General features: G+C 54.5%; 19 protein-coding genes, 1 other RNA gene and 1 pseudogene. 10 read left to right on the top strand and 11 right to left on the bottom strand.

All coding sequences use genetic code 11. The annotated features are described in order from the left end of the window. Window positions 1-120: 120 nt before the first annotated feature. Window positions 121-512, top strand: a transfer-messenger RNA (tmRNA) gene (gene ssrA, locus N5D61_RS16715). A gap of 128 nt (window positions 513-640) precedes the next feature. On the opposite strand, the gene N5D61_RS16710 is transcribed toward ssrA, so the two are convergent. Next, on the bottom strand, window positions 641-1,642 hold the full coding sequence (locus tag N5D61_RS16710) for a restriction endonuclease (RefSeq protein WP_279893589.1): 1,002 nt from the start codon (window positions 1,640-1,642) through the stop codon (window positions 641-643). Between the two features lie 826 nt (window positions 1,643-2,468). Between N5D61_RS16710 and N5D61_RS16705 the strand changes: the two are divergent. Together N5D61_RS16705 and N5D61_RS16695 are read left to right on the top strand one after the other, a co-directional pair. Continuing rightward, a pseudogene (locus N5D61_RS16705) lies at window positions 2,469-3,439 on the top strand (integrase domain-containing protein). Window positions 3,440-3,922: 483 nt separating this feature from the next. Further along, on the top strand, window positions 3,923-5,683 hold the full coding sequence (locus N5D61_RS16695) for a hypothetical protein (protein WP_279893587.1): 1,761 nt from the start codon (window positions 3,923-3,925) through the stop codon (window positions 5,681-5,683). Between the two features lie 363 nt (window positions 5,684-6,046). Here the strand turns inward: N5D61_RS16695 and N5D61_RS16690 are convergent, their stop codons facing one another. The 4 genes from N5D61_RS16690 to N5D61_RS16675 are packed head-to-tail and all read right to left on the bottom strand — an operon-like array spanning window position 6,047 to window position 9,302. After that, a complete protein-coding gene (locus N5D61_RS16690) occupies window positions 6,047-7,954 on the bottom strand; it encodes a hypothetical protein (RefSeq protein ID WP_279893586.1) in 1,908 nt (635 codons plus the stop codon). Further along, window positions 7,944-8,447 (bottom strand): ABC-three component system middle component 5, encoded by a 504-nt coding sequence (locus tag N5D61_RS16685; RefSeq protein ID WP_279893585.1) that lies wholly within the window; start codon window positions 8,445-8,447, stop codon window positions 7,944-7,946. The genes N5D61_RS16690 and N5D61_RS16685 overlap by 11 nt, the downstream gene beginning before the upstream one ends. 1 nt (window position 8,448) lies before the next feature. After that, the gene (locus N5D61_RS16680; protein WP_279893584.1) at window positions 8,449-9,012 is read right to left on the bottom strand and encodes an ABC-three component system protein; all 564 of its coding nucleotides are present in this window, start codon (window positions 9,010-9,012) and stop codon (window positions 8,449-8,451) included. After that, window positions 9,009-9,302, bottom strand: coding sequence for a hypothetical protein (locus N5D61_RS16675; RefSeq protein ID WP_279893583.1), 294 nt, complete (start codon window positions 9,300-9,302; stop codon window positions 9,009-9,011). The genes N5D61_RS16680 and N5D61_RS16675 overlap by 4 nt, the downstream gene beginning before the upstream one ends. Before the next feature lie 447 nt (window positions 9,303-9,749). Between N5D61_RS16675 and N5D61_RS16670 the strand changes: the two genes are divergently transcribed. The 5 genes from N5D61_RS16670 (at window position 9,750) to N5D61_RS16650 (ending at window position 15,018) form a co-directional block, all read left to right on the top strand. Further along, window positions 9,750-10,133, top strand: a complete 384-nt coding sequence (locus tag N5D61_RS16670; protein ID WP_279893582.1) for a nucleotide pyrophosphohydrolase — start codon at window positions 9,750-9,752, stop codon at window positions 10,131-10,133. 24 nt (window positions 10,134-10,157) lie between these two features. After that, complete coding sequence (locus tag N5D61_RS16665) at window positions 10,158-12,026, top strand: DUF2075 domain-containing protein (protein ID WP_279893581.1); 1,869 nt, start codon at window positions 10,158-10,160, stop codon at window positions 12,024-12,026. Window positions 12,027-12,667: 641 nt separating this feature from the next. Beyond that, window positions 12,668-13,846, top strand: a complete 1,179-nt coding sequence (locus tag N5D61_RS16660; RefSeq protein ID WP_279893580.1) for a sugar transporter — start codon at window positions 12,668-12,670, stop codon at window positions 13,844-13,846. A gap of 372 nt (window positions 13,847-14,218) precedes the next feature. Next, complete coding sequence (locus N5D61_RS16655; RefSeq protein ID WP_108237907.1) at window positions 14,219-14,500, top strand: hypothetical protein; 282 nt, start codon at window positions 14,219-14,221, stop codon at window positions 14,498-14,500. Window positions 14,501-14,745: 245 nt separating this feature from the next. Further along, a complete protein-coding gene (locus N5D61_RS16650) occupies window positions 14,746-15,018 on the top strand; it encodes a hypothetical protein (protein WP_108237906.1) in 273 nt (90 codons plus the stop codon). Window positions 15,019-15,122: 104 nt separating this feature from the next. Here N5D61_RS16650 and N5D61_RS16645 read toward each other — a convergent pair whose 3' ends face one another. From N5D61_RS16645 to N5D61_RS16625, 5 genes are all read right to left on the bottom strand, one after another. Then, window positions 15,123-17,408, bottom strand: coding sequence for an Orn/Lys/Arg decarboxylase N-terminal domain-containing protein (locus tag N5D61_RS16645; RefSeq protein WP_279893579.1), 2,286 nt, complete (start codon window positions 17,406-17,408; stop codon window positions 15,123-15,125). Beyond that, the gene (potE, locus tag N5D61_RS16640; protein WP_279893578.1) at window positions 17,405-18,829 is read right to left on the bottom strand and encodes a putrescine-ornithine antiporter; all 1,425 of its coding nucleotides are present in this window, start codon (window positions 18,827-18,829) and stop codon (window positions 17,405-17,407) included. Before potE ends, N5D61_RS16645 begins: the two co-directional genes overlap by 4 nt. A gap of 304 nt (window positions 18,830-19,133) precedes the next feature. After that, window positions 19,134-19,970: a regulatory signaling modulator protein AmpE gene (gene ampE / locus N5D61_RS16635; protein ID WP_108237903.1), complete on the bottom strand. Its 837-nt coding sequence runs from the start codon at window positions 19,968-19,970 to the stop codon at window positions 19,134-19,136. A 15-nt stretch (window positions 19,971-19,985) separates the two neighbouring features. Further along, the gene (gene ampD / locus N5D61_RS16630) at window positions 19,986-20,534 is read right to left on the bottom strand and encodes a 1,6-anhydro-N-acetylmuramyl-L-alanine amidase AmpD (protein WP_279893577.1); all 549 of its coding nucleotides are present in this window, start codon (window positions 20,532-20,534) and stop codon (window positions 19,986-19,988) included. A gap of 158 nt (window positions 20,535-20,692) precedes the next feature. Continuing rightward, a complete protein-coding gene (locus tag N5D61_RS16625) occupies window positions 20,693-22,924 on the bottom strand; it encodes a DUF1631 domain-containing protein (RefSeq protein ID WP_279893576.1) in 2,232 nt (743 codons plus the stop codon). A gap of 371 nt (window positions 22,925-23,295) precedes the next feature. Between N5D61_RS16625 and nadC the strand changes: the two genes are divergently transcribed. After that, the gene (nadC, locus tag N5D61_RS16620) at window positions 23,296-24,144 is read left to right on the top strand and encodes a carboxylating nicotinate-nucleotide diphosphorylase (RefSeq protein ID WP_279893575.1); all 849 of its coding nucleotides are present in this window, start codon (window positions 23,296-23,298) and stop codon (window positions 24,142-24,144) included. A gap of 207 nt (window positions 24,145-24,351) precedes the next feature. Continuing rightward, on the top strand, window positions 24,352-24,771 hold the full coding sequence (locus tag N5D61_RS16615; RefSeq protein ID WP_108237899.1) for a hypothetical protein: 420 nt from the start codon (window positions 24,352-24,354) through the stop codon (window positions 24,769-24,771). A gap of 186 nt (window positions 24,772-24,957) precedes the next feature. On the opposite strand, the gene N5D61_RS16610 is transcribed toward N5D61_RS16615, so the two are convergent. Further along, window positions 24,958-26,193, bottom strand: a complete 1,236-nt coding sequence (locus N5D61_RS16610; RefSeq protein ID WP_279893574.1) for a polysaccharide biosynthesis C-terminal domain-containing protein — start codon at window positions 26,191-26,193, stop codon at window positions 24,958-24,960. Window positions 26,194-26,359 lie beyond the last annotated feature (166 nt).

Here is a 26,359-nt window from a genome sequence, read left to right as displayed (position 1 = left end):
CGCTGCGGGCACTGCGGCCAGCCTTCGGGCTGGCCAGGCGACGCGGCTTCAGGCTCGGAGTCGACGTATCCCATTGATTCGGGTACACTCCGCCGCCTGACTGCCTGGAGCAGCAGAATTGGGGCCGATTAGGATTCGACGCCGGTGATGAAACTCTAGGGGCATGCCGACTTGGTAACAGAAGTCGTAAATCCACTGTTGCAACTTTCTATAGTTGCCAATGACGAAACCTACGGGGAACAAGCTCTCGCTGCGTAAGCGGCGCTAGCCTTCCTTCTGGTAGCTTCGGCTCCAGCAATCATCAGGGGATGCCTGTAAACCCGAAATGATTGTCATACAGAACAGGATCGCCGTGCAGTACGCTGTGGACGAATCGGCTAAAACTTACACAGCTCGCCCAAAGCACCCTGCCCGTCGGGTCGCTGAGGGTTAACTTAATAGACACGGCTAAGCATGTAGGCCCGAAAGCGGAGTACTGGCGGACGGGGGTTCAAATCCCCCCGGCTCCACCAAATGATCAGAGAAAGACGTCTATGGACGTCTTTTTTTGTGTCTGGGATTTGGCAATTAGTGCGCCTGTATTTCAGCGACATTTGTCTACGGCGCTCACACTCGGGCTCGCCCACCGCCACAGATCGCTTTAAGCAGGCACGTAAAAATAGCGCAACGGAACCAACCGTTTCGTTTCCGGATCTGTGGCCGGGTAATGCGCCATCAGCGTCCGAGCCAGCTCATCCAGCGTCCACATTGTCAGATGGACGTTCGCCCTCTCCCCCTCATAAAACGCCTCTTTAGTGAACCCGCCGGTACTGACATACAGCCCGCGATCATCCTTGTGCCTACCGCCCAGAAAGCTACGGATTTCGTTACTTCCCATTCTGGCACTTCGATGTTTGACCTCTACGACAATACGTGGTGGCTCAAAACCAAAGCCGTCAGGAGAGGCAATGATGTCCTTACCGCGGTCTGCGCCAGCCGGAGATACAAGAGTTTTGTAGCCCATCGCGCGCAAGATCCCTGCCACCAGCTCCTGCATTTCAGCCCAATCCAAACTGTTGATTTGGTCTTTGATGCGTTCGAAAGCGATCTCTTCAACACCTCTCAGTGGATCTTCCAAGGCTTCTGGATCTTCAACCGGATCTTTCGATGTAACAGAGACCGCATTACCAGTCGCTAGAGCCAACAACTCTTTCTGGGCATCCTCTGCAACTTTAAATACGGTTAACGTAGAGCCCAAGCTGTTTCTGCTTGCGCTAGTGAGCTTGTCGCGATCAACCTCCAGCGCAAGCCACTCAACAGGTCGGGTTAGAGACATTCCCTGATCTGCGAGATCAAGCTGAAGCTGGCACGCACCAGTGAAGCGACCGACCAGATAGGTCCGGTTCGCAGGGGAATACGTAACGACCGTGTCACCGATACTGATTTCGTTAACGAAGCGGTATACCTGCGAAGCACCCGAGACGGCACTTGCGTCCTTTATTCCCGGCTGTAGAACTTTATAAATCTGAATCAATGCCTTCCGAGAAATTCCCGGCTTGGCTTCTGTCGCTAATTGAGCCCAACCGATTGCCGCAATATTGCGATCTCTGAAATCGTCATAAAGTCGGCCCCCGTCACCTCGGATCATCCACATCGCTGCCATGCTAATACTCGTCATTCCTGTTAATTCGAGGCAAGACTTTAACAACGGTTATCGCCCGTGTGAACGTAAAGCACGAGATTGCTACATAACGAGACTGGCGCTGTCAGGTTCCAGAGCAACAGCGAGGACGAACAACATATCGCCTCGCTTCCCGCTATCGATTTTGGCGCAAAGGGTCGTGCCAGATACGCCCTCATCATCAACACGCCAGAAAGAGCCCTGTGTAGATTGCAGTTTGCATCCCGGAGCTAGCCCGTTCACCTCCCCCCAGCGATGGATGCTCTTACACATGTGGCCCTCGTGCGCCAGATACACCGTACCTCGCTGCCCTGCAGCAACCTATCCGCTTGGCCACTATCGCGCCGACCTATGCCCGTCTCTTTCTTCGGGAAAGAGACGGGCACTTCTAACGCTGCTGCAGCCCTGATCACACAAGGCTTTGCGGCATTCCCCCTCGTGATAATCGGCGTGACAAACGCCGATGTCACCAGCAACAGCGATGTAGATGATGATGCCGCAGACCACGGAATGGACTGAACCTGACTGACAGTCAGGTATGCCCAGGTCATCGCATTGCTGCTTGCACATGGCTCAGGATCTTCAGGCGCTGGTCTCGTCAGCCAGTGCTGCCTCCAGCCGCCCACCGGCAACGGTGTTAAGGAGGCCAGATCATGAGATGCCCTAGCTCCCGGACGTAAGGATCCGCCAGTCCCGCGTTAGAGGACATCCCCACAGGTCGCAGGGGCCTTGATCCCTGATAACAGTCAACATTCTTGGCGGAATGACGTGGGGCGAGGATCGGAGAGCGAACGATGAGGTGACCGACATGGCATTGGTGGGTAAACGCGATGGCCGTAATTTTGGCTACGGCAGGCAATTGAGTTACGCAGGGCCGCAAGCGCTGAAAGACATGTTCGGCGGTGGCCACTACGGCACGGTCAAGGCGCACTGTGATCGGTGGCAGGCATTCGTGAAGTGGTGCCGTTCCGAACAGGGGCCCAGTATCAATGATGCGCGGCAAGTTGATCGAAAGGTGTTGGCCGACTACGCAGCGTATCTGCGCGACATGGTTAGGCGCGGCGACCTCGCCGTCAGTACCGCACAAAACCGACTATCCAGCGTTAACAGGACCATGGCAGCGCTTCACGGTGATCAATGCATGAAATTGCCAATCCCGAACAAGACATTGGGTGTGCAGCGCACCGGAGTTCGCCAGTCGATGCCCCAGGGCCAAGACCGTGCGCAGGTGAAGCAGATAGTCGATGCGCTTTGCCGCCAACATCAGCTAAGGGCCGCCGTAATCGTTCTGTTGGCGCGAGCCATGGGGATGCGCTTGCGTGAAGCTATCTTGGCTGACCTGCCACGGCTAAGCCATGAGGCTAATGATCTAGGAAGGATTAATATTCAAGATGGCACCAAAGGCGGTCGCGCCGGTGTGTCGGCACCTCGGTGGATTGCGGTGGATGAGCCAGCTCGAGTTGCCTTGGCGTTTGCGGCACAGGTGTCGTCGGCGGAAAGCAGCAACATGATTGCTCCAAGCGAAAGCTATGAAGACGTTGTACAAAGAGTTGCCCGGCCCGCCCGGGAGGTCTTGCACGCTTTCCACCTCAAGGGTTTCACGAGCTGAGAGCGGCTTTTGCTTGCGAGCACTATGAACAGATCACCCAGCATCGCGCGCCTATAATGTGCTACACCATAGATTGGCGTCTTGACCGTGAGGCTCGCATGCAGATCAGCGTGGAGCTGGGGCATGGCCGTATCGATGTGGTCGCTGCCTATGTCGGGGGGCGGGTATGACCAAGGCCTTTGATATGGAACTGTTTATGACTGGTGTGCTAACCGGGTCGCAAGCAACACGGCAGCGGCATTTACTGCAGGCGAAGGTTATCCACGCTGCTCTAGCTGAGCGGTGGGGGCAGGAGACGCCCTGGGGTTGGAAGCGGAAGCATCTGGATTGGTTTATCAGGGATCACCTTAAGCAGTACAACAGCGGTACGCGGTATTATTATTTACTGACTGACCGATTGATATGTCGACGCTTGGAAACGTCATGGACTTTTGCCTTTATCAAAATTTAGAAATGCGTCATGACCGTCTGCCTCAAGAGTCAGCAATCAACCAAAACACTAAGGAGCCATTGTGATGCGGTTGATAGCGAGCCGCTAACGTTGCTCTCGACCCCAGCCTATCGACGTCACCCATTCTTGAATGCGGCCTTTACCTAGACCTATACGCCAGATGGCTCTATGCTATCCCTCTACACCTCATGGAAGATAGACTATGTCTAATGACTTGCAATTGACGCAAAACGCTCAATTCTACCGCCCTGACAGCGCAGTAACTGACGCTTTACGCATTGCTATACTGGACGCTGCCAGCTCTAATATGACCCAAGGTAGTCAGTTCATAGATAATGTCATGAGCCAGCCGGCCTCCCTCGCTGATGGATCCCCTTACATTTTCAGCTTGCGGGTATTTGAAACTGTACGAGAAGTGCATTTCTGGAAGGCCCCACTTAAAGATAAAGTGTATGCATTTATATTAATTGTCGAAATTGACGACTGCATAGTTGTGTTCAAAAAATCATGCGCAAGCATAGCAGAGTGCATGGAAAAAAACGCTAATCTTATTCGCAGCACGGAATTAACATCAGCCTTTAGCGATACAGACGCACAATTCCAAAAAATGACAATGCGCAACATGACGGTATCAGACCGAGCAATGCGCAGCCGGGCCTTTGAAGCTTCTGATCTGAAGGGTTTGATGAGCCTTCACTCGGCAGGACGATCTATTCCGTATTTTTTCAAATTGAGGGTTAAAGGTCGATCTAAAACAATTTCCGCACAGAGCGGACGTGTTGTTGAGGCATCTGAGCGCAAATCGATTGCCGATGCAGTGACATGGGCCAAAGCACAGCTTCATGACATCAACAACCCGTCTCAAGACAAGGAGTTTCTAGACTCGTTTGCTAGACTCGTAGATCTAGACTCAGTCTGGGCCGCGACTACACCGAACGGAGTTCTTCTCGAACATAACATTTTTACCGAGAACATTGTGAATCAAAGCATCCCTGTGTTTTATACTGGCAAGCGCGGGCGGGTGTTCGAGTTAAAAGACAAGCATCTGAAGAATCTTATTTCAGAGATGGAAAAGGTGTATGAAGTAGGACCTACACCAGGATTCGAGCTTCAAGGTAGCATTCGTCGTGCTAGCCTAAGAAAAAACCTAAACTCAATAACCCTAGACAGTCCAATTCTAAGAAAAATACATTTCGAGCAAAACGGAAAACCAGTAACACTTCAGGCCTATATAAAGAAACAAAATATGCCGACCATTACATTCAACAATCCTCGTTACATGTATTTCATGGGGCAGTGCTTTGAAGATGGCGCAGGAGTTAACGAGATTCCAGAGCTCCTCAAAACGCTCACCATTCTTCCGGCTCTTGCAAATGCTACTTCAGAGAAAGGCAGCTTTACAAAACGCATTACCAAATTCGATGCCGACTCTGTATTTGACATCGTAGAGCAAGCCCACCAGGCTGACGACTACATTTTCTGCGATGACTTGGGCAATGAATGGGCTGACCATATCACATTCAACATGGCCGAAATTTCAGTATCCTTTATTCACTCAAAACATGGTGAACCTAGTAAGTCGGCTAGCAATCTTCATGACGTTGTCGGGCAAGCTTTGAAAAACATAGGAAATATGGACATAGACATTAAAAAAACGCTGGAAAAATACACCAAAAAATTTAAGACTACTTATCGCGGAGGAAAAATATCCAGAATAAGAAAGAGGGCTCCTGGGCGTTTCGAGACCTATCTACCAAAAATACACTCTGACTTTAGGTTCAATCGCAGGTGTATCATTTGCTGCTCATTTATCTCGAAAAAAGTTATCACTCGAGAATTTAATAAAATCAAGAATGGCAGACCGGTGGCCGGTTATACAACTCAGCTCTATTGGATTTTATCCTCCTTCATAAACGCCACAAAAGAAGCGGGAGTTCATCCCATCGTTTACTGCAGAGCTTAGGTACTAAAAATAACCTTGAACCTCGCCGCTGATCATGTCTGCGAGTTATTCCAACGTTCACAAATTTCTCGTTTAACGCTGGGCTAGCCTTCCAATTATTAGACATCGCAAGTCAGCGTATACATGTAGATCATGATTGCCTGCAGAATTCTAGCCGTTCAAGTAGAGGGCCCATAATATGACAGCGAGTAATAGGTCGAACGAGAAAAACAGATAAAGGTCCCAACTAGAGCCGGCACTGACTAAGTGCCATGCTCTATGCTGAGAGGTGACGAATGACGGATGACCACGTAGTTTTTCGGCTTTATAACCACAGGCGCTATGGAGGCCTCCCTAGAGTGAGGCCACACTTATCACCCGGCGCTATAAGCTGAGTGTGTGGGTGCCCTTCTTGTAGTGCGGCCCAACGCAGTGCTCTGATGCATCAAGTTCAGGATCAATCATAGATGTCGTCATGATGACCTGATAAGGCTTAGAGTAGCTTGAGAGCGATTCGACTACCATCCTCTGAAAATTCTGGCTTCTGTCTGGAGCCATTCCTTTGTCTTCAGTGTTATCTAGAAGGTAGAGCCTAGGGTACCTCATGGTATCGTCTTCAATTGACTCCTGAAGTATGGCTAAGTGGAAACTGTTTTTAAGAATGGTTTCAGAACTGGCGGAAAACTTGGAGCGACCATCCACCAACATCATGTCTTTTCCAAAATCAAACTGCACCAGCGAGGCCTCTGTAAAGTCTGGCTCAAAGTTTCCATCTTTTTCCAAAAGAGCTTTAGTTTTCTCAGATAGGTTATATTCAACCTTTACGCGACGCTCATGGGTTAGCTCCCGATTCTGCTTAATCCGGTCGGCAAGGTCAAGCATGGTTGCATTCAGTTCAACCTTTTTCTGGACAAGTCCTTCAACCGCAGAAACCAGTCTCATTTTATCCGTGGAATTCTTGATCCGCTCCTCCAAGGCGCCTATCTGACTAGATAAATTGTTGAGTGTAAGCATGCGCTCTGAACTAATTTTAAGCGTCGTGACATGTTTGGCTTTGAGACTTTGCAGATTGTGCTGGATTGTGTTGATGTAAAGATTATGTTCCGCAAGCCTAGCCTTGAACTCTTCAAGAACTTTGGTACTTTCTTTCTTCTGAAAAACAAGCTCATTCAAAGCAGCCAAGTAAGATGCTTCTCTGGAATCTTTGTCGAGATCCGTTTTGCAAAGATGGCATTTTTGCTTATCTGACTCGGAAATCGCAGAGAGGCAGCTCGGGCAAAACTTAAATCGAACCTCCCCAAAGAAATCATAAGCCTCTCTTGACTCTTTTAGAGACTTGATTCGTGCCTCAATGGCCGTAATGAAGAGTTCGGACTCAACTATCTCATTTAGGATTTCTGCGCGACGTGAGAGCCTAACATCAATATCCTTTGTGAGTTTATCTATTTCAATGTTAAGTCTTTCTGCTTCAACTTTTATTTTTTCATCCGAACTATCGTCGGGTTGGCTAAGCAGCTTATCTCTTTCTTGGGTAAGTCGCAGCATCTCCAGCTGGGCGTCAGTAATCTCCTTGTTGAGGTGCTCTACGCGGAGCACGCCTTCCACTGGAGTGATGAATTTGTAGATAGAGTCGAGCTGACCTTCTATTTTTGCAAATTCAGCTTCGGCTTTGGAGAGCTGTTGTTTCAGCCCATAAATGCCAAGATCGTCAAGGCCCAGCATGAAATCGCCAATGGCTTGCCGCATACTAGGTCTATCAAAGGTAGAGTGTTCAGCTCGGAGTATTTTGTTAACCGGAGTGCCTTGGTCTACGAAGATAAGTCGCAGAACCTGGTGCATGGTCAAGTTGGCAAAATCTTCTGTTTGGCTGTGCGGCCAACCAAGTAGGTCAAAGAGTTGCTGGGAGAAGCTCAGCTTTTCATCGGTGCGATTTAGGCCATATTTTTGCCAATCAGAGGTCTGTGCTTTCTGGGACTGATCAAACGAACCGTCAAAAAATAAGATTGGAGGCTTGCCGCCAGGATCGATGGCTCTGCAGATGGTAATTACTCTGCCGTTCAGCTGTAATTCTGCGATGAGCCAATTGCAGGATTTAGCCTCCTTAGTCCATCGGTCTTCCGAGATGTCGCCGCCAATGCAGTTGAACAGTAAATCCATGATAGTGGATTTTCCGACGCTGTTGGCACCTCGGATAATGTTTACGCCAAGGTGGAACTTCTGATCGAATACAAGCCTTTCAGATTTCGCGATCAAAAATCTTTTAATGAAAAATGTGCTGGCGTTAAAGGTCATAAATATACTCCATCAATCCTGATCTTTTCTTGAGTCCATTCATTCCGCCGAATTGAACAACTGGAAGCGCTTCCGTGATGACTTTAAATGCAGGGCTATTTACGAAAGGATCACTTACCAAGTTCACCTTATAATCTTGCGAAATTGATTCTGACTCTAGCTTCATCACACCTTGATCAAAAGAGCTTTTTGAGAGAACACCTTTTGCAATTAGCTCAAGAATAGCGGTTTTCTGAAAGCTCTCTAAATCAAAAAATACTCTCGCAGGATTTGTAATGCTTTCATACTCATCAGGTACTTGTTTGACGAGACTTTTGTACTTCTGTATTTCTTTAGGCCATGGCGATAGCTTTTTTAACTGACCAGGAAATAGATAGTAAAAATCCAAGATTCGCAATAAAGGCCACGATATGTCTTTTTGAGTTGCACTCAGTATAGAAACAATACGATACACACAATGGTTGGCGTCAAAAGCTGGATGGTAAATGAGCACTTTACACCTCCCAAACCAAGTGACACTTTCCAGTTAGAAAGTAAAGCATTCCAGAAATTGTATGAAGATCGATGGTAGGATCTTCGGCCATTACCTCTCGATATATAACCTCTACAATGCCACTCATAATGACAGCGTCGATTACTTCAGATGGCTGACGTTGTCGAATCAGTGGTTTGATTTGAGAAGTAAAATAGAAATCTATTTTTTGGAGGATGTAATAAAAAATCCACTGCCGCCTACGACTTAATTGAGATCGCATTATGCGCTTGGCGAATGCATCTTTTCGCTCCACTGCGACTTCAAGCAAATCTTGCCTGCCGGCATTCGTCAGTTTCTTTTCAAGCCCAATGACCGGAGATCGGGAATTTTGCGACGTGAAAAAATCTAATCTTTCCATGAAATACTGAAAATCATCATCATTTTCGCTTAGTGCCTGAAATCTAGCCAAAGCAGAGGCCATTCCCTGGGGGTCAGCTGGAGGCAATACAATCTTGTAGGTATTGTTATCACCTACATGAACACTGCCATGGATCTCTGATTTATTTATTGAGGCACTGTTCATTTAGATTTTTCGGAGTTATTATCGCCAACTTGCACGGAGCCATGAATAACCGAACCTTTCATGGTTAAATTATTGCCATGCAACTTTGATTTTGTACCAATATTGATCAACGTTACGCATAGCACGAACGTTGCCACAACAATGAGGCACAAGAGGCCGAACAACTCGCCATGGGTGAGGTTCTTCAGGTAAGGGGACGACAGTACTTGCGGGTAAATTGTCCAGCCGAGCAAGCCAGCCAGTGCAGCGCTCCCACAGTATTTCAGCGCGGATTTCCAGAATTCGTCCATGATGGGTCCATGTTTTGAGGCAAAGCGCTATCATTGCGTATAACCAAGTCGTCGTAAAGGTTAAAGCCAGGACGTAGTTTTGCTTTCCGCTACGGGTGAATACACGGACAGGGAGCGGATGGCTAGCATCCGCTCGTAGGACGTAAAGTCGGCGCTCAAGCTGTGATCGAACGAAGGGGGCACACGACCCTTGATGAGCTCAATCATCCGGCTGGTCCCATAGGAAATGTAATCGTGTGCAATCCAGTGTTGTCCATTCGGCGTCCCTGAAGGGCGCGATCAGTTGACCTTCTTGCACAACGAACCACTCACGAAGGTTTTCAGAGTAGCGCTCTGCGTATCTGGGTAGAGTGCCGAATGGGTAGCGAATACTCGCACGCAAAAACTCTTACAATCCATATCCGGATTTCCTACATTTTTCACCACCGAAGCCCAAGAGGTAGCCCCGTGAGTGACTCAGTCCCCCCATCCGCGCCACTTGTTGACGCAGAGAATCTCGCCGCATCCCTGCAGTGCTTCGCCGATGATCGCGACTGGCAGCAGTTTCACTCCCCCAAAAATCTCATCCTGGCTCTCACTGGCGAGGTAGGCGAGCTATGCGAAATTTTCCAATGGATGAGCGATGCCGATTCGATCTCAGCCGCCAAAAATCCCGAAATCGGCCAAGCCGTCAAAGACGAACTGGCGGACGTACTGATGTACCTAGTTCGCCTGAGCAGCGTACTCGGCATTGATCTCAACGAGGCCGTGACACAGAAACTCGCCTCGAATGGCCAAAAGTACCCCGTCGATAAAGCCAGAAGCAGCAGCAAAAAGTACGACCGACTCTGACCAACACGCACCTAAGGACAACCCGTGATCGTTTACGCTGCGACCAAACAGCAATTTCTCAAAGACAACGATAACGATGACATTGAGGAGGTGATCCTCAGGCATTACAAGGAAGCCACCGGCAAGAACGTTGGCGCCTCGGAAATCAGGTCGTGGCAAGGGTCCCTGACGTACATGGCCAAGGTCCTTAGAGATGAGGGTCTCCCGAGCGATGCAGGCCTGGCCATCGAATTGCACATTCCGCAGTCGTCGAAGCGAATCGACTTTCTACTCACCGGTCGCGACGAAAAACAGACAAAAAAGGCCGTACTGATCGAGCTGAAGCAATGGAGCAAGGCCAACGCCACGACCAAAGACGCCATCGTCAAAACGGCATTGGGTGGCGGCCTCATTGAGACCATTCACCCGTCCTATCAGGTATGGTCCTATGCAGCGCTGCTGGAAGGCTTCAACGAGGCGGTGTATGACAAAAGCATCGAAATCCGTCCGTGCGCCTACCTCCATAACTACGTCAGCGACGGGGTCATAGATTCAGCCCACTATGAGCCCCACATCAGCAAGGCTCCGCTGTTTCTGAAAGGCGCGGAAGAGCTCAGCAGACTCAGAACCTTTCTGAAAAAGCATATAAGTCATGGCGATAACAAAGAGGTTCTTTACGAGCTGTCCAAAGGAAAAATTCGCCCATCCAAGGCGCTAGCCGAAGCCCTCGCGGGGTTGATGAAAGGCAAACCCGAGTTCGTGTTGATTGACGATCAGAAAGCAATTTTTGAGTCGGCGCTTGCGGCGGCAAGCGAGGCTTCGGACCAAGCACCCAAGGTGATGATCATCGAAGGTGGACCGGGTACCGGAAAAACCGTTCTGGCTATCAATCTGCTGGTGAAGCTCACTCAGTTGAAGCTGATGAGCAAATACGTCTCCAAGAATGCCGCCCCTCGCAAGGTCTACGAAAGCAAATTGGTTGGCACCATCAAGCGTAGCCATTTCTCGAATTTCTTTTCAGGCTCTGGGGCATTCATCGACACTGAGCCCAACACATTCGATGCGCTCATCGTGGACGAAGCTCACCGGCTGAATGAGAAAAGCGGGCTTTATGGGAACCTTGGCGAAAACCAGATCAAGGAGCTGATTGAATCAGCGAAATGCTCCATTTTCTTTATTGATGAGGACCAGCGTGTAACCTTGAGCGATATCGGCAGCAAGCAGGCGATTCGCGCCTTTGCGAACGCCAAGGGTGCTGTGGTTGAAGAACACGTGCTGTCTTCGCAGTTCCGCTGCAGTGGTTCTGACGGTTACCTGGCATGGCTGGATGACACGCTAGGCATTCGCTCGACGGCAAATCCGACGCTTGAGACCCAAGAGTACGAGTTTAAGGTGTTCGACTTACCTCAGGCGATGCATGACGCAATCAACGAGAAAAACCACGGGAACAAAGCTCGTGTGGTCGCGGGCTATTGCTGGCCTTGGTTGAGCAAGAAAGACCCCACCGCTGCTGATATCGTGATCGGTGAATACAAACGCCAATGGAACCTGGATCAGGATGGCAGCCTATGGATCATCGCTGAAAACTCCATCGAGCAGGTTGGCTGCATTCATACCTGCCAAGGTTTGGAAGTCGACTACATCGGGGTGATTATCGGACCGGATCTGGTCGTACGTGACGGTCAGGTAGTGACATCCCCGGATGAGCGCGACAAGCACGATAAATCGATTCGCGGCTGGAAAAAAATAATGAAAGAGCAACCTGCCCTCGCGAAAAGTGAAACAGACCTGATCATCAAAAATACGTACCGAACCCTGATGACAAGGGGAATGAAGGGTTGCTACCTGTACTGCACTGACAAAGAGACGGCGCAATACTTCGAGAGTCGGCTTAGCCAACACGGCAATCATTGACGGTATCGTTTGCTAGGAGCCGCCCCTACCGGCAAGCGCAGGGGCAACGATCAACAGGATGACCATTAGCTTGATAGATTCGGCCCCGATTCATTTTCGGGGACGGTTCTCAAAAGGCACCATCCATCGGAATCCAAATCACACATCGTTCCAACTGGTATTCCAAGCAAGTTGACCAACAAATCATTAACCAGAAAAAACAGATAGATACCGGCTTGTTTCAAATTACCCCGGCCCACCAAATTATCAATCGTAAAGCGTCCCGATACGGGCCCCACCCCGGCCCATCACCGCTTCCTACCCGACCCTCCCCCACGTCCCAGAAACCGGGTACCCCGCCTCCAACGACAGCGTGAGCGCACCCCCTTCAGTACCGAGTTTGACTCCACGTTTGGAGCGGTGGTTGCCACCGAGTCAAGTGAGCGGTTTTGACGCACACCCCAGCGTTGTGACAACGTTAACAAGCGCGTAAACTCCCCCTCATCCGGGTCGCCCCTTCCCATACTCATAATAGTTTGCTGACTGCATTGCACCGCACAGGCGTTGAGCCTCGCGCGGTGTTTTGGCTTGTCGGCATTTTGTCTGTTATGGGGCGTGGCGCTCCCTTGAATCTGATTTCAACTCGAGGCTGGCACGCTTTAATGAACACCACCGATGCTCGCACTGGAAGTTGGCTCAGCGTGATTGCGCTGGCCCTTGCGGCCTTCATTTTCAATACCACGGAATTCGTGCCGGTGGGGCTGTTGAGTGCCATCGGTCACAGCTTTGACATGACGACCGCGCAGGTCGGCCTGATGTTGACTGTCTACGCCTGGATCGTGTCGCTGACGTCGCTACCCATGATGCTGATGACGCGCAACATTGAACGGCGCAAGTTGCTGACGTTCGTGTTTCTGCTGTTCATCGCCAGCCATGTGATGTCGAGTCTGGCGTCGAGCTTTGCCATGTTGCTGGTCAGTCGCGTCGGGATTGCCTTGGCCCATGCGGTGTTCTGGTCGATCACCGCGTCGCTGGCCGTGCGGGTCGCGCCTGTGGGCAAGCAGGTTCAGGCGCTTGGCCTGCTCGCTACCGGGACTTCGCTGGCCATGGTGCTGGGCATCCCGCTCGGCCGTGTGCTGGGTGAGGCGCTGGGCTGGCGGATGACGTTCCTGGCGATCGCTGTGACTGCAACGCTGGCCGTGCTGGTTCTGATGAAGTCGCTGCCGCTGTTGCCGAGCCAGAACTCAGGCTCGCTGCGCAGCTTGCCGATTCTGTTCAAGCGTCCGGCGTTGGTCTCGCTCTATGTCCTGACGGCCTTGGTGATCACCGCGCAATTCACGGCCTACAGTTACATCGAACCCTTCGCGCAGGCGGTGGGGAGGATGAGCGGCGACATGATCACCTTGATCCTGTTGCTGTTCGGTGGCTCGGGAATCCTGGGGTCCATCGTGTTCAGCCGCTACAACAACCGCTATCCACGGGGGTTGTTGATTACCGCGATCAGCGCTCTGGCCTTGTGTCTCGTGCTGTTGCTGCCACTCTCGGGCCAGGCTTCGTGGGTCGCTACGTTGAGCATCGTCTGGGGCATGGCGATCATGTGCTTCGGGCTGGTGATGCAGGCCAAGGTACTGGCCATGGCGCCAGACGCCACGGACGTGGCGATGTCGCTGCATTCGGGGATCTACAACATCGGCATCGGCGGCGGCGCCCTGCTCGGGAGCATGGTCATCAGCCAATTGGGCATCGCCAATATCGGGCTGGTGGGCGGCCTGGTGGCGCTGAGCGGCTTGGCGCTGGCCTGCCTGGCGACCTACCGCTACGGCGAATCCATCCGCGCCTGATCGCCTTTCCCTTCCCGCGATTTGCGGTTCCGCTGACGGGTGGGTCGAGGGAGTTCCTTGACCCACCATCATTCGTATCGATAGCCAACATTCCTGTTATTGCCTTCCGCTCATTTTTCATGGGCGTAACATGGCCTCACACCCAAACACGAACGAGGGCAGGAAAATGGTTATTCATCTTTTGACTTGCTTGACGCTCGCAGCGCTCACCAGCTACGTCGTTGCCCTCAAACTGTTCGCGCTGGAACCCGTGCCTGTCACGGCGGACGAACAGCCCAATCGTGTTATGGCTCGAACTTAATCAAGTTCAAGTAGCTGACACTTATCAGCAGATAGTCGCTTTCAACTTTCCGATGATGCGGAGCACTCGACATGACCCGAGACGTCACCCTGCACGTTAGTTTTCCCAAATTTGGTAATAACTATTACTCACAACATGTCGTCGTGCGCAAAAACCGCCACAGCCTGATTGAAGACAAACGTTTCGATGCCTTCATGATGCCTGCGGCGGAAAATCACTTCAGTAATGAAGTGGTGGGGTTCAATGATCAGTTCCGTTTCTTGACTGATGTGTTGGCCACGCACCTTCTGGAAGTCGAAGCCACGCGACCCGCCCGCAAAGCGCGTCCTTTGGGGCAGTCGCGGGCTGTTTGATTCAAGCCCTCGAGTTGAAACAGCCTTCGTCGATCAGTGGCACTCACCCATGAATGGCATGGAGCGTACGCCAGGGTCGTCGGGTAGCGGATTAATGGAGCGCAGCGTCTTGCCACTCAGCGGGAAAGGCGTTGGCGTTGCCGTTTAATCAGCGCGGGGATCTGGCAGAAATTCGTGATCCGCTGTCTCATGCAGCAGGTTCGCTCAGAGCGCGAACCCCTCACTGACCTTCTGCGGAAAACACCATGAAACACGCGCTGCTCACCGGCCTGCTCCTGACCGCCTTCGCCCTCCCCTTTTTGGCGTCCGCCAACGACGACAACAGCCAGTGCCAGATGAATTTGAGCAAAGTCCGGGATGCGAAAGTCGCGAAACCCGACCTTAGCGATGCCGTAAGAAGCGACGTCGACACCACCGTCCATCGCGCTGAATCAGCGCTGGCCCGCCACAACGATGATGGCGCGCGCGAGTGCGTGGCGCTGACGCAACAGGCATTGCAGAAGATTCAAAGTAACTGAAGGAACGGCGCCCCCGAATCGGATACTCCTACATGCCTCGGGGGGCGCTGCGCTTCACGCTCGTTATGTCCAGACGAGCCCGCTTTCCGCGAGCAGACGCTGCGTCATTTCAATACCAGCAACCGATACACCCCGGCGTCGTTTTCGATCCCGTGGGTGTCGTGGGTGAACCCCGGGAAGGACCGGTCGAAGCTTTCCAACGCTTTCAGGTAGGCGAGCAACGGCCCATCCGCAGGCCCTGCATTTTCCCCCGGCATGAGCAGCGGAATTCCCGGTGGATAAGGCACGATCCCGGTGGCCGCGATACGCCCGGCGGCCTCTTCCAGCGTGACCGACTCGACCTCGTTCTTGACCAGCTTTTCATAGGCTTCGACCGGGCTGAACTCAGCCTTGGGCAATGTGCCGAACGCCTGCGCCATGGCCGCGGTGGTTCGGGTTTCCTTCATTGCAGCGAAGATCTCTTGCGCCAGATCCTTCAATCCCATCCCCGCGTAACGCTGCTGATTGGCGGTCAGCAAATCGGGCAGGCACAGCTCCAGTTCGAGGTTGGTGTCGTAGTCGCGCTTGAAGTCCAGTAGCGCATTGACCAACGTGCCCCATTTGCCCTTGGTAATGCCGATCGAGAACAGGAAGAGGATGGTGAAGTCGGTGGTTTTCTCGACCACGATGCCTTGTCGCCCCAGGTACGCGCTGAGCACGCATGCCGGGATGCCAAAGTCGAGCAGCTTGCCGTCGTCCCCCATCCCCGGGCTGAGGATCGACACCTTGATCGGGTCGAGCATGCAGTAGCCGTCTTCGATGTCGCCGAAGCCGTGCCAGACCTCGTTCGGGTGCAGTACCCAGCAATTGGGGTCGGATTTGAGTTTGACCGGGTCCACTTCATGGAAGGGAATCGACGTCGCGCCCACAGGCACCGTGGGCGGCTGCCAGCAGGCGAAAAACCAGTCGTCATGGCCGAGCATGTCGCTCTGCATCCGTGAGATGACTTGGCGAAAGGCGATGGCTTCTTCGATGGATTCATTGGTCAGGATGTGCCCGCTGGGCGCTTCCATCATCGCCGAGCTGACGTCGCACGACGCCATGATCGCGTAGTTCGGCGAGGTGGAGGCGTGCATCATGAATGACTCGTTGAAGCGCCCGTGGGGAATCGGGTTGCGGCCGTTGCGCACATGGATCATCGACGCCTGAGACAACGCCGCCAGCAGCTTATGGGTCGATTGCGTGGCGAACACGGTAGGTTTGGAAGCATCGTGATCGTCCGGGCTGCCGTGCATCGCGAACCGGTCCTTGTACAGCGGATTGAACCGGGCGTAGCCATACCAGGCTTCATCGAAATGCAGGCGATCGACACTCTGGCCCAGCAATTCCTCCACGCGGGTGACGTTGTACGTCAGGCCGTCGTAGGTCGAGTTGGTGACGATGGCATGCACCGGCGTCGGGTCGATGTGGCTTTTGACCAACGGGTTATTAGCGATGGCCGCTTTCACGCCCTCGGCGCTCAAGGTCTGGGGCAGGATCGGGCCAATGATGCCGTAGCGGTTGCGGGTCGGTACGAGGTAGGTGGGAATGGCGCCCGACAGCGTCATCGCATGCTCGGCGGATTTGTGGCAGTTCCGGTCGCACAGGGCGATCTGGTCGCGGGTCACGCTGGCCATCAGAATCACGCGGTTGGACATCGATGAGCCATTGGTCACGTAATACGTGCGATGAGCCCCGAACACCTTCGCCGCGTAGCGCTCGCCTTGCCCGATCGGCCCGCTGTGGTCCAGCAGCGAACCGAGCTCACCCACCGAAATCGACAGGTCGGAGCGCAGCAGGTTTTCGCCAAAGAACTCATAGAACGCGCGCCCTGCCGTGCTTTTCAGAAACGCCGTGCCGCCCGCATGCCCCGGCGTGTGCCACGAATATTCATAACTGCGCGCGAACTTGAGCAAAGCGCCGAACATCGGCGGTAACACGGCTTGGCGGTAACGCTCGATGGCCGCCAGAATCCGCCCACTGAGGAAGCGGCTGGTGTCCTCGGGCAACCAGATGAAATCGTCGGCGTGCTGCATGACGATCAGCGGGACACTGGACGCGGTGCTGCGATCACTGATCAGAAACACGGGCACCCGGGTATTACGTTCACGCAGCGCGGTCAGGAGGTCGATGCATTCCTGATGGTCCGCGCTGTCATCCATTTCCCAACTGAGCAACACACATTGGATCGCCGGGTCGGTACTTAGAATGGACTTGGCGTCGCTCAGGCTCTCGGATGTCAACACGCTGATGGAGCGCTCTTCGACGTCGGCGATCAGTTGAATCAATGCCCGGCCGAATACGCTGCGCTTGTCCGGCTGTTTGCTGACCAGCAGCGCCAGCATGCCGAGCAGGTGTCTGTATTCCGTCATGGTTGAGTCTCCAGGGTGGCCTGACGCACGTTTTTGACAGGCAGATCGTTCACAGGGATAGGTTCACCGACGATGTGTTGCGCTGAAACGGTCTGGGTCGGCACGCTGTTGTTGAGTGCCTCCAGCTTGATCAAGCGCGTATTCACAAAGCCGAACAGCGTGTAGCCAACGATGGTGGCCACGCCACCCAGCATCAGCGCTTGTGCACCCGAGCTGTAGAGGGCCAAGTAGCTATAGGCGGCGGCGATCCACGCCACGATATTGGTAATGAGTGCCTTGTCTGGCGGAACGTTCGATACTTTTTGCAGGGTCATCAGGGTCGCCATGGAGAGGATGTAAGGCACCAGGTTGGTGACCACGGCGAGGTTCACCAGGGTGTCGAACTGTTTGGCAAGGTCGGGGCTGATGGTCAACAACGCCATGGCTGTCTGCATCGCCAACAGAATCAGCATGCTGATGATCGGCACGCCATGTTTGTTGGCCTTGGCGAAGACGGGCAGGAAGTACCCGGTGTCAGCCGAGCTTTTGAACACCTGTGCCACGGTGAACTGCCAACCCAACAGGGAACCGATGCACGCCAGCACCATGAGGCCCATGACCAGGCTGCCGATCATGGGGCTGAACATTTTGGCGAAGACCAGGCCGAACGGCGCGGTGGACGCCACGAGCTCGGCGTTGTCGACGATCCCGGCAATGACGTTGGTCGACACGATGTAGATGACCGCCGCCCCCAATGTGCCGCCGAGCACTGCAATCGGCACGTTCTTCTCAGGGTTCTCCACCGCGTCGCCGTTGGCGCACGCCGATTCCAACCCGAGAAATGCCCACAGCGTGATCGCCACCGAAGCCCCCGCCGCGTCGTACCACGGCATGTCATGGGGGTTCCAGCCAGCGGCGTACACGCTGCTGTCGAACCAGAACCAGCCGATGGTCGATACCAACACGACAGGAGCAATTACCCCCCATACCGTCACAGCGCCAATCTTCCCGGTAATTCGCGCACCGCCAAAGTTGGCGAACGTGGTAATCCACAACAGCGCGATGGTGGCCAGCCCCACCTGCAATGCGCCAAGTTTGATACCGAACAAGGTTTGGATATATCCCACGGCCGTAATACTGATCGCCACGTTCGCAATCAATAACGAGAGACCATAGGTGTAGTTGGTGATGTAATTGCCGGATTTACCGAACGTGTATTCGGCGTATCCCCCCATCCCGCCGGTCTTTCGGCTGAGCATTCCGCATCGCGCAAAGGCATAGGCCAATGCCAATGAGCCGGTGGCGGTAATCAACCAGGAAAGAATGGAAATACCGCCGACTTCGGCGAGTTTGGTAGGCAATAACACAATACCGGAGCCCAACATGTTGACGGCCGTCAACATTGTCAGTTGTCCCACGCTCATTTTCTTCGCGACTGACATTCCGTTGCCTCATGGGATGGAGTGAGAGGCTTTTAGCTATAGCAAAGGATCGCCGCTTGGCAAGAAAGTCATACTTTATAAATAAATAGCGAAGTGCCAGATTTAACGGCTCTACTTGTTTAGCTAGGGGGCGGCTGTAATTGGAGGGGCATTGAAGTCCAGAGGGTCAAAGACAACACCCGTGGACACAGCGTGGGTGAGCCTGTTCCAGCAGAAGTGTAACGGCGAGGAAGCGCTTCTGCCGGCGGTTGCCGTCTCGAACGCACTGCCCCACACGCCGTTGTCGTGCCTGATGCACGAACGATCAAACCAGCAACGTCACCAAAGCAAACCCGACGTACCACACGATCGCCGAGCGGATCAGCAACTCCCAGAGCACATTGAGGCTGTTCACGCCCTCGGCGCCCACCACCGGCGCGGGCACCTCACCGGCGACGCACCCTGCGCGAGTGATTAAGGCCGAGGCGCTGATGTTCCAGTTCAACAACTCGGTGAGCATCACGCGGCTGACCGCCACGAAGTTGCCCACCAAGGCGAAGCTGGCGGCGAGCAGACGCACGGGCACCCAGTCAAAGGCATGGCGCAATTGAGTCGCGCGCTCGACCAATGCGGGCGTCTTGCCCCGCTCCGAGGCCAGCGCGAGCAGACGGTAAGCCACCGCAGCCACAGGCCCGAGCAGGAAATACCAGAAGATCACCGCAAAGAACCCCTGATACACCTGCCACAGCAAGTAGGTCTGCGCGCCGCCCAGCAACTGCTCTTCATTCTCGGCCCGCACGCCCAGATCACGTTCGGCGACCAGCACGGCTGCCTCCTGATCCCCACGGCGGCAGGCGTCGCGAAACGACCCCAGGTTGGCTTTGATATCGCCGCGCCCAAGGCTGTAGACCAACGCCCAGAGATGAATCGGAAGCGCTAGCCAGCCGTAAGCCACCGACCCGACGATCACCAACACCAAGGCCAGTATCAGCACTGGCAGGAGCACCGTCAGCGTCAGAATCCACCAAGGATGCCTGGCCGTGCGCGGGTTCGATTCAAGGCGACTCAGTTGCGCCAGCCAAGCGCCGTCCCGCTGCACGCGATGGCGCAGCGCGGAAAATTTCTCGATCCAAACCGCCAACAACAACACCAGAAAACTCATTACCCACTCCAGAAATCAAACCGCCAACGCTGAACGAAAACGCACCCAGTCAAAGCATGGCCCCGGATCGGTCTTGCGCCCCGGTGCGATGTCGCTGTGTCCGCAAATACGGTGCGTGGTAATGGAAGGCCAAGCTGACTGCAACTGTCGGGTCAGCGTGATCAACGTGTCGTATTGCGCATCGGTGAAGGGCTGGTCGTCGGTGCCTTCCAGCTCGATGCCGAGTGAAAAATCATTGCATGCCTCACGGCCTTCGAACAGTGAAACCCCAGCGTGCCAGGCACGGTCCAGGCAAGAGACGAACTGCGTCAGTTCGCCGTCGCGTTCTATCAAGAAATGCGCTGAAACGCGCAATTCGGCGATGCCTTCAAAATAGGGATGCTCTGTGACGTCCAGACGGTTCTGAAAGAATTGCTGCACTTTGCCGGTCTTGAACTGCGCCGGGGGCAGGCTGATGTTGTGAATCACCAGCAGCGAGATTTCTGCCTCTGGGCGGGCATTGAAATTCGGTGAGGGGCAATGGTGCGCGCCGTGGCACCAGCCCGAGGCGGGGTCCAGTTGCATGGAGGGTCCTTGGATCGGAATCAATCCGCGAAGTATGCCCGCGATGGGGCACGAGCGGGGCATAAATCCGAATCAGGACGGCACCGGCCCGATCAAGACTCCGTCGAAGAACGGGCAACGCAATAACCCGCCCGGCTGCCTGGGTTAGACGGCCCTCCTCACCCTTTGAGCTTGCGCAGGTTACCCAATACCGATTCCAACGCCCGATCGAACAACAGCGAATCATCCAGCACGCGAATCGTCCCGCGCCGGAATTCGACCGCCAGGCCCATACGGGTTTTTTCCAGCACTTTCATGCCGGTCCGGTTCACGAACACATAACGCCCGCTCGGCTCGACGATCGCGGCCAGTTTGCAACGCAGCTTGTGATTCTCGTCTTCCTGAATCTCGACCCAGTTGCCCAGGCGCAGCTTGTCGACCTGAACCAGGCTTTCATCGTTCTCGGGCAGGTGCGGGCTAGGTTCGCTGAACATCTGCTCACCCGGCGCCACCAGCACGATCTCCTCGACCACCGCGGTCATGGCTGGGCCTTCCACCGCTTCATTGGCCGCTGGTGCTTGCTCGTCCGGCGCGCGCGCGACGTGGTTGAAGGCCTGCACATGCAGCGCCTCGAGATGGCTGAAAAACTCGCTGGTGGCGAACGGGTCGAACGCCGCGCTGCTCAACCCGTCGCGCAGCGATTTGAGCAAGCCAGGCACCAACTCCAGCAAGCGCTGACGCGCCTCGGGTTCGTCATGGGGCTCGACACTCCAGATCAGGTCGTCCATCGCTTGAAGGCCGGCTTTCCACTCACTGGATTGCTCGCCGTGTTTGAGGCAGGTCAACAGCAACACCTTGCTCCACGCCTCTTGGAGGAGGCGAACCACGACTTCGGGCAAGGTCTTGCCACGCAGGCGGTCGTTCAACGCCTGCTGCACGCACTGCCGTGCCAGTTCGGCCAAGGCCCGGCCCTGTTCGGCGTCGCGGGTGCGCTGCTCCAGCAGTTCGCTTCGACGACGTTCTTCGCCGGTGAACGCCAGGAAATCCACCAATAGCTCGGTGAAGATCGCCGGGTCATCGACGAAATCATGCAGCAGCCGCTGTACGATCTGGTCGATACGGGTGTAGAGCGAATCACGCTGACTGTCATCGCGACCGCCCCACCCCAGCGCCGCTGCAGCAATCTCGTTGAGCAGGCGACGCGCCGGATGGCTACTGCGGCTGAAAAAGCTCTTGTCGATGACGGCCACTTTGAGCATCGGAATCTGCAACCGGCCGATCAATGCGCGCAGTGAACCAGGTAAGTTGCGGTCGTCGAGGATGAATTCGAAGAGCATCGAAATCAGGTTGATGACGTCCTCATCCATGGTGCCGACGGTGCGAAATTTCCCACTGCGGGCGCTGACGCGGCTGATGAGCTGCTCGAGCTGCACACGTAAATCGAAGTCTTCCGGCGTTTCGGCGCGCGGGACGTACTGCTGCAAGTGAGACAGCAGGCGCAGCAGATCCTGGCTGGAGATCGGGCGGGCATCGGTCACGCCCTCTGGCCGCGGCGCCAGGTTGCCGCGCACATAGACCAGCAATTCCTGCATCGCCGTAAACACTTCCTGCACGCTCTTGTCGAGCTTCTCGGCGGCCTGCACCAGCGCGGCATTCTCCGCACGCTGGGCTTCAGTCGATGCCGTGCCGGGGCGGTCGGTCGAACGGCGCGACGGCAGCACCTTGAGGTCGGGCAAGACACCCGCAGCGATCAGCAGCAGGTTGGCCTCTTCGTACAACTGGTCGGCGTTGGACAGCGCGTACTTCTCGAACAGCTTGAGGATGATCAGCTTGACCTTGATCTCCACGCCCAGGTTGTGCCCCGCCTGCAGAAAGAAATCGCACAGCAGCGTAGGACCCAGCGGGTTGGTTTCGTCAGTCAACGCTTGGGGAACCAGTTGATTGAAGCGCGCGGTCAATTGGCCGAGGGCCACACCGTCGCGGTTCATGACCTTGGTCACCATGCTGTCCACGGCCACGGTGCGTTCGAGGTCGTCATTGTGAACCAGCGAGAGCTTGTCGAAGGAAACGGGTTCGGGAAGGATGGGTTCGGCGATTTCGTATTGCCCGAGGCGCAGGAAAGCCTCGAAGAATTTGTCCAGGAAATTGCGCTCGATGCTCTTTCGCTTCAAGCGCAGGTCGCGCATGGCTTCGAAGAAAACGTTTTGCTCGGCATTGTTATGCGCGCGGTCAGCCATCTCGAACAGGGTGTCGTCGGCGTTGTCGAAGAGGGTCTGCAGGCTTTCCTTGAGTTGCTGCGCAGCCTTGTCGCGCACCTGGAGCAATACGACAGGCAGCCGAGCGACAGGCGAGGACCCCGGTTGCTCCGGCCCCGACTTGCTCAAAGGCACCACTTTACTGTCGTTCTGCATCAAGGACTCCTCTCTCCAACCCACACACAACAGCCACAGCTTCATCCAAACGCAGGCGGAGCCTGGGTTCGACCGGATTTTGAAGTTTTGTCCCTGGGTTTACGGCGATAACGTCAAGGCTATGACGTCAAATACAAGGCGCAGTATCTTGTAAATCCCGTCCGCTCGCCAGCGGACTATTCGCCCTGATTGAAATAATAGAGGTGGGCGCAGCGGCACGTGCAGCGATAGACCGCGAAAAATGCGATCTGTCGCATGAGCGGTGAAAAAACCGACCAAGTGCAGGATGAGCCACGTTTGTAGGAAAAGGCGCAGTGGGTTGGCGCCGACGACTGCCTTATACTCCGAGCACTTAGTAAGTGGAGTCCGATATGCCGAACCTACGTCTTGCCGCCCTGACCGCTGAAATCGAAGCCAATGTACGCCGTGCATTGCTGGAGGACGTGGGCAGCGGTGACATCACCGCGCAGTTGATCCCTGCCGAGCGATTGGCTAAGGCCACCGTCATCTCACGCGATGCAGCGGTGATCGCTGGCTGCGCGTGGGTCGACAGCGTGTTCCGGCAATTGGACCCGCGCGTGGCCGTGCATTGGCAAGTCGCCGACGGCGACCGGGTCACCCCCAATCAGGCGCTGTTCCACCTCGAAGGCCCTGCCCGTTCATTGCTCACCGGCGAGCGCAGCGCCCTCAACTTTCTGCAAATGCTCTCTGGCGTGGCCACTCGCTCGCAGCACTATGCCGACAGGGTCGCCGATACCCAGGTGAAACTGCTCGACACCCGCAAGACCCTTCCTGGCCTGCGCCTGGCTCAGAAATACGCCGTAACCTGCGGCGGCTGTCACAACCATCGCATCGGCTTGTATGACGCGTTCCTCATCAAAGAAAACCACATCGCAGCCTGCGGCGGCATCGCCGAGGCCATCACTGCCGCGCACAAAATCGCCCCTGGCAAACCGGTCGAAGTGGAAGTCGAGAGCCTCAGCGAACTCAAGCAGGCCCTCGACGGGGGCGCCGACATCATCATGCTCGACGAACTCAGCCTTGACGACATGCGCGAAGCCGTCCGCCTCACCGCCGGCCGCGCCAAGCTCGAAGCCAGCGGCGGCGTTACCGACGCAACCTTGCGCCCCATCGCCGAAACGGGCGTGGATTACATCTCGATCGGCACGCTGACCAAAGACGTGAAAGCTGTGGACTTGTCGATGAGGTTGAGCGTTTGAAATTGAGGCTTGCTGCGGGCCTTACTCGGAAAGTTCCAACTGCAGACTTTTCTGACGACCAAATGCTCCACAACCAGGCCGAAAATGTGACGCAGTGCTCATTTGTGCGTTTGTAAGATTTTTCTTACAGGCGCTACACTCGCGAGCGCTAAGCCGTTTGCTCCAAGCAACGCGCTTGAAAACTTCACTCTTTGTAGGGAAACAGCCATGAAAAGAACACTCCTCTGCCTGCTCGCCGTGACGCTTCTCGCCGGTTGCAGCACCATGGGAGGCGAAGACAAGTTCAGCGCCACCTACGTCAAGAACCACATCATTCCTCACAAAACGACGCAGAGCGAAGTTCAGGCGATTTATGGCGTGCCTGATTCGCAGTTCACCACCTCAAGCGGCCATGTGAACTGGCGATACAACAAAAACGGTAACCTTAGCGACGCCGCCAACCTGGTTGGCTATATCCCAGGGGCCAGCGCCGTCTCCAGCGCCCTGAGCATGACAAATCACGCCAATAACGCATCGAATGCCGCCAATACCGCTTCGGGCAAAATTTCTGGCGACACCGAACACCACAGCGATAGCCTGTCGGTTTGGTTCGACAAGAACAAAGTCGTGGATGACTGGTCCATGTGACCGCTTAGCCCGCCCTGCTTTTCGGTCGGGCCAGCCGAATAGAAAAAGCCCGGTCCTGAGGACCGGGCTTTTTGTTTGGTGCCGAAAACAGGAATCGAACCTGCGACCTTCGCGTTACGAGTGCGCTGCGCTAATCAGACTGGGATTTGAGCCCTGCCATGACGCCCCACTTCTGCTCAAAGCGCTTCAAGAAAACACTTCACGTCTTAGCCCATGGGTCAAAATCGCGCAAAGGACCACTTCAGTTAAAATTGTTGCCCACGCCGCCCCTTCGACCCCAATGGTAGGGATCAGATAAAAATTCAGAGCCACGTTAATCGCAACAGCTAACAAGAAGCCAAAGGCAAGCAGCCGCTCATTCTGCGTAGCAATCGCATTCTGCTCCAAGACAAAATTCGGCAACGCGAAGACCAACGCGAGGAACAACAACTGAATTAACTTATGGGCGCCTTCGGCATAGACATTCCCAAAAAGTATTCCGACAATCCAAGGTCCAAAGATCCAGCCAACCACCGCCAGACAGGTCCCGATGAGCAAGGCGCCAATTATGGCGTTTCGGCTAAAACGGTTACCCGCTCCTGGCTGCATAGCCAATACTCTCATGCGTCGAAACAACATCAATACAACGGGTGTCGCGAGCAACATCAATCCGTCGTGGATACGCGTAGCGACTGCATAGTGACCGATGGCCGGAATTTCCCCCAGCAGGTTTCTCAAAATGATGATGTCTATCTGATGATAGAGGGTAGAGGCGAGACCAACTGCAAAAAAGGTCAGCGAGCTGCGATAGGCCCACGTTGGGAATTGCCACTCGATGGCTGCTAGCGTCGGGAAGTGCCTGTAATGCAGCGCCAACGACAGTAGCAAGCCTGCGCTCCATGCAAGGAATATCACAGATGGAGAAGGGCCGATCGTGAGTACCGCAACCAAAACAAATATTGCGCTGACAGTACGACTGCAGAAAAGAAATACGGCATCGCGCTCAAATTTTCCCGACCCTTTCAACCATGATGACTGCCACTGCATCAGCATAATTGCGGCGAAGCATACGATACCGGACATCAGCGAGGGAGCATCGATCCAGTTGGAACAGACACCTGCGAAGACGATGAACAGGCCGGTGGTAACGAGTAGGTGCAACACCGCGACAGTAGGAAGCTGGCTGCAATGAGATCGCAGACTTGCAGAAGGCGCAGCCCGCTCGCGAAGCAGAAGCGTATTAAACCCGGCATCCTGGGCCAGCACGAGGACGCTCGCCAGCACGTAAATGTAGGTGTAATGACCGAAGGCGCTTGACCCCATGCTCCTTGCGAACAGCACAGAAAGCCCTAACGAAACTGCCGCCGAATACGCCGTCACGCCCCACTGCATCATCAATGGCGTAAGACGCTTGAGCAGCATCTGGCGCTGCACCAGTTCCATTAGCATCGGACCTGACAGGTGAAAAATCCAGGGAGGTTTTTTACACAATTCAACGATGGCAGAAACGTTAACCTATAGAAAAAATCCACTCGACCTTCTTTTTGACGGCTGAGAAAAGTCGCGAAACCTTGGTGAGCAAACGCGAGGACCTCACCCTTTCCAAGCT

The organism is Pseudomonas sp. GD03842, from assembly GCF_029841165.1.
GTDB lineage: Bacteria > Pseudomonadota > Gammaproteobacteria > Pseudomonadales > Pseudomonadaceae > Aquipseudomonas.
Note: the sequence above shows the minus strand (reverse complement) of the source record. Positions and strands in the feature narration are given on the sequence as shown.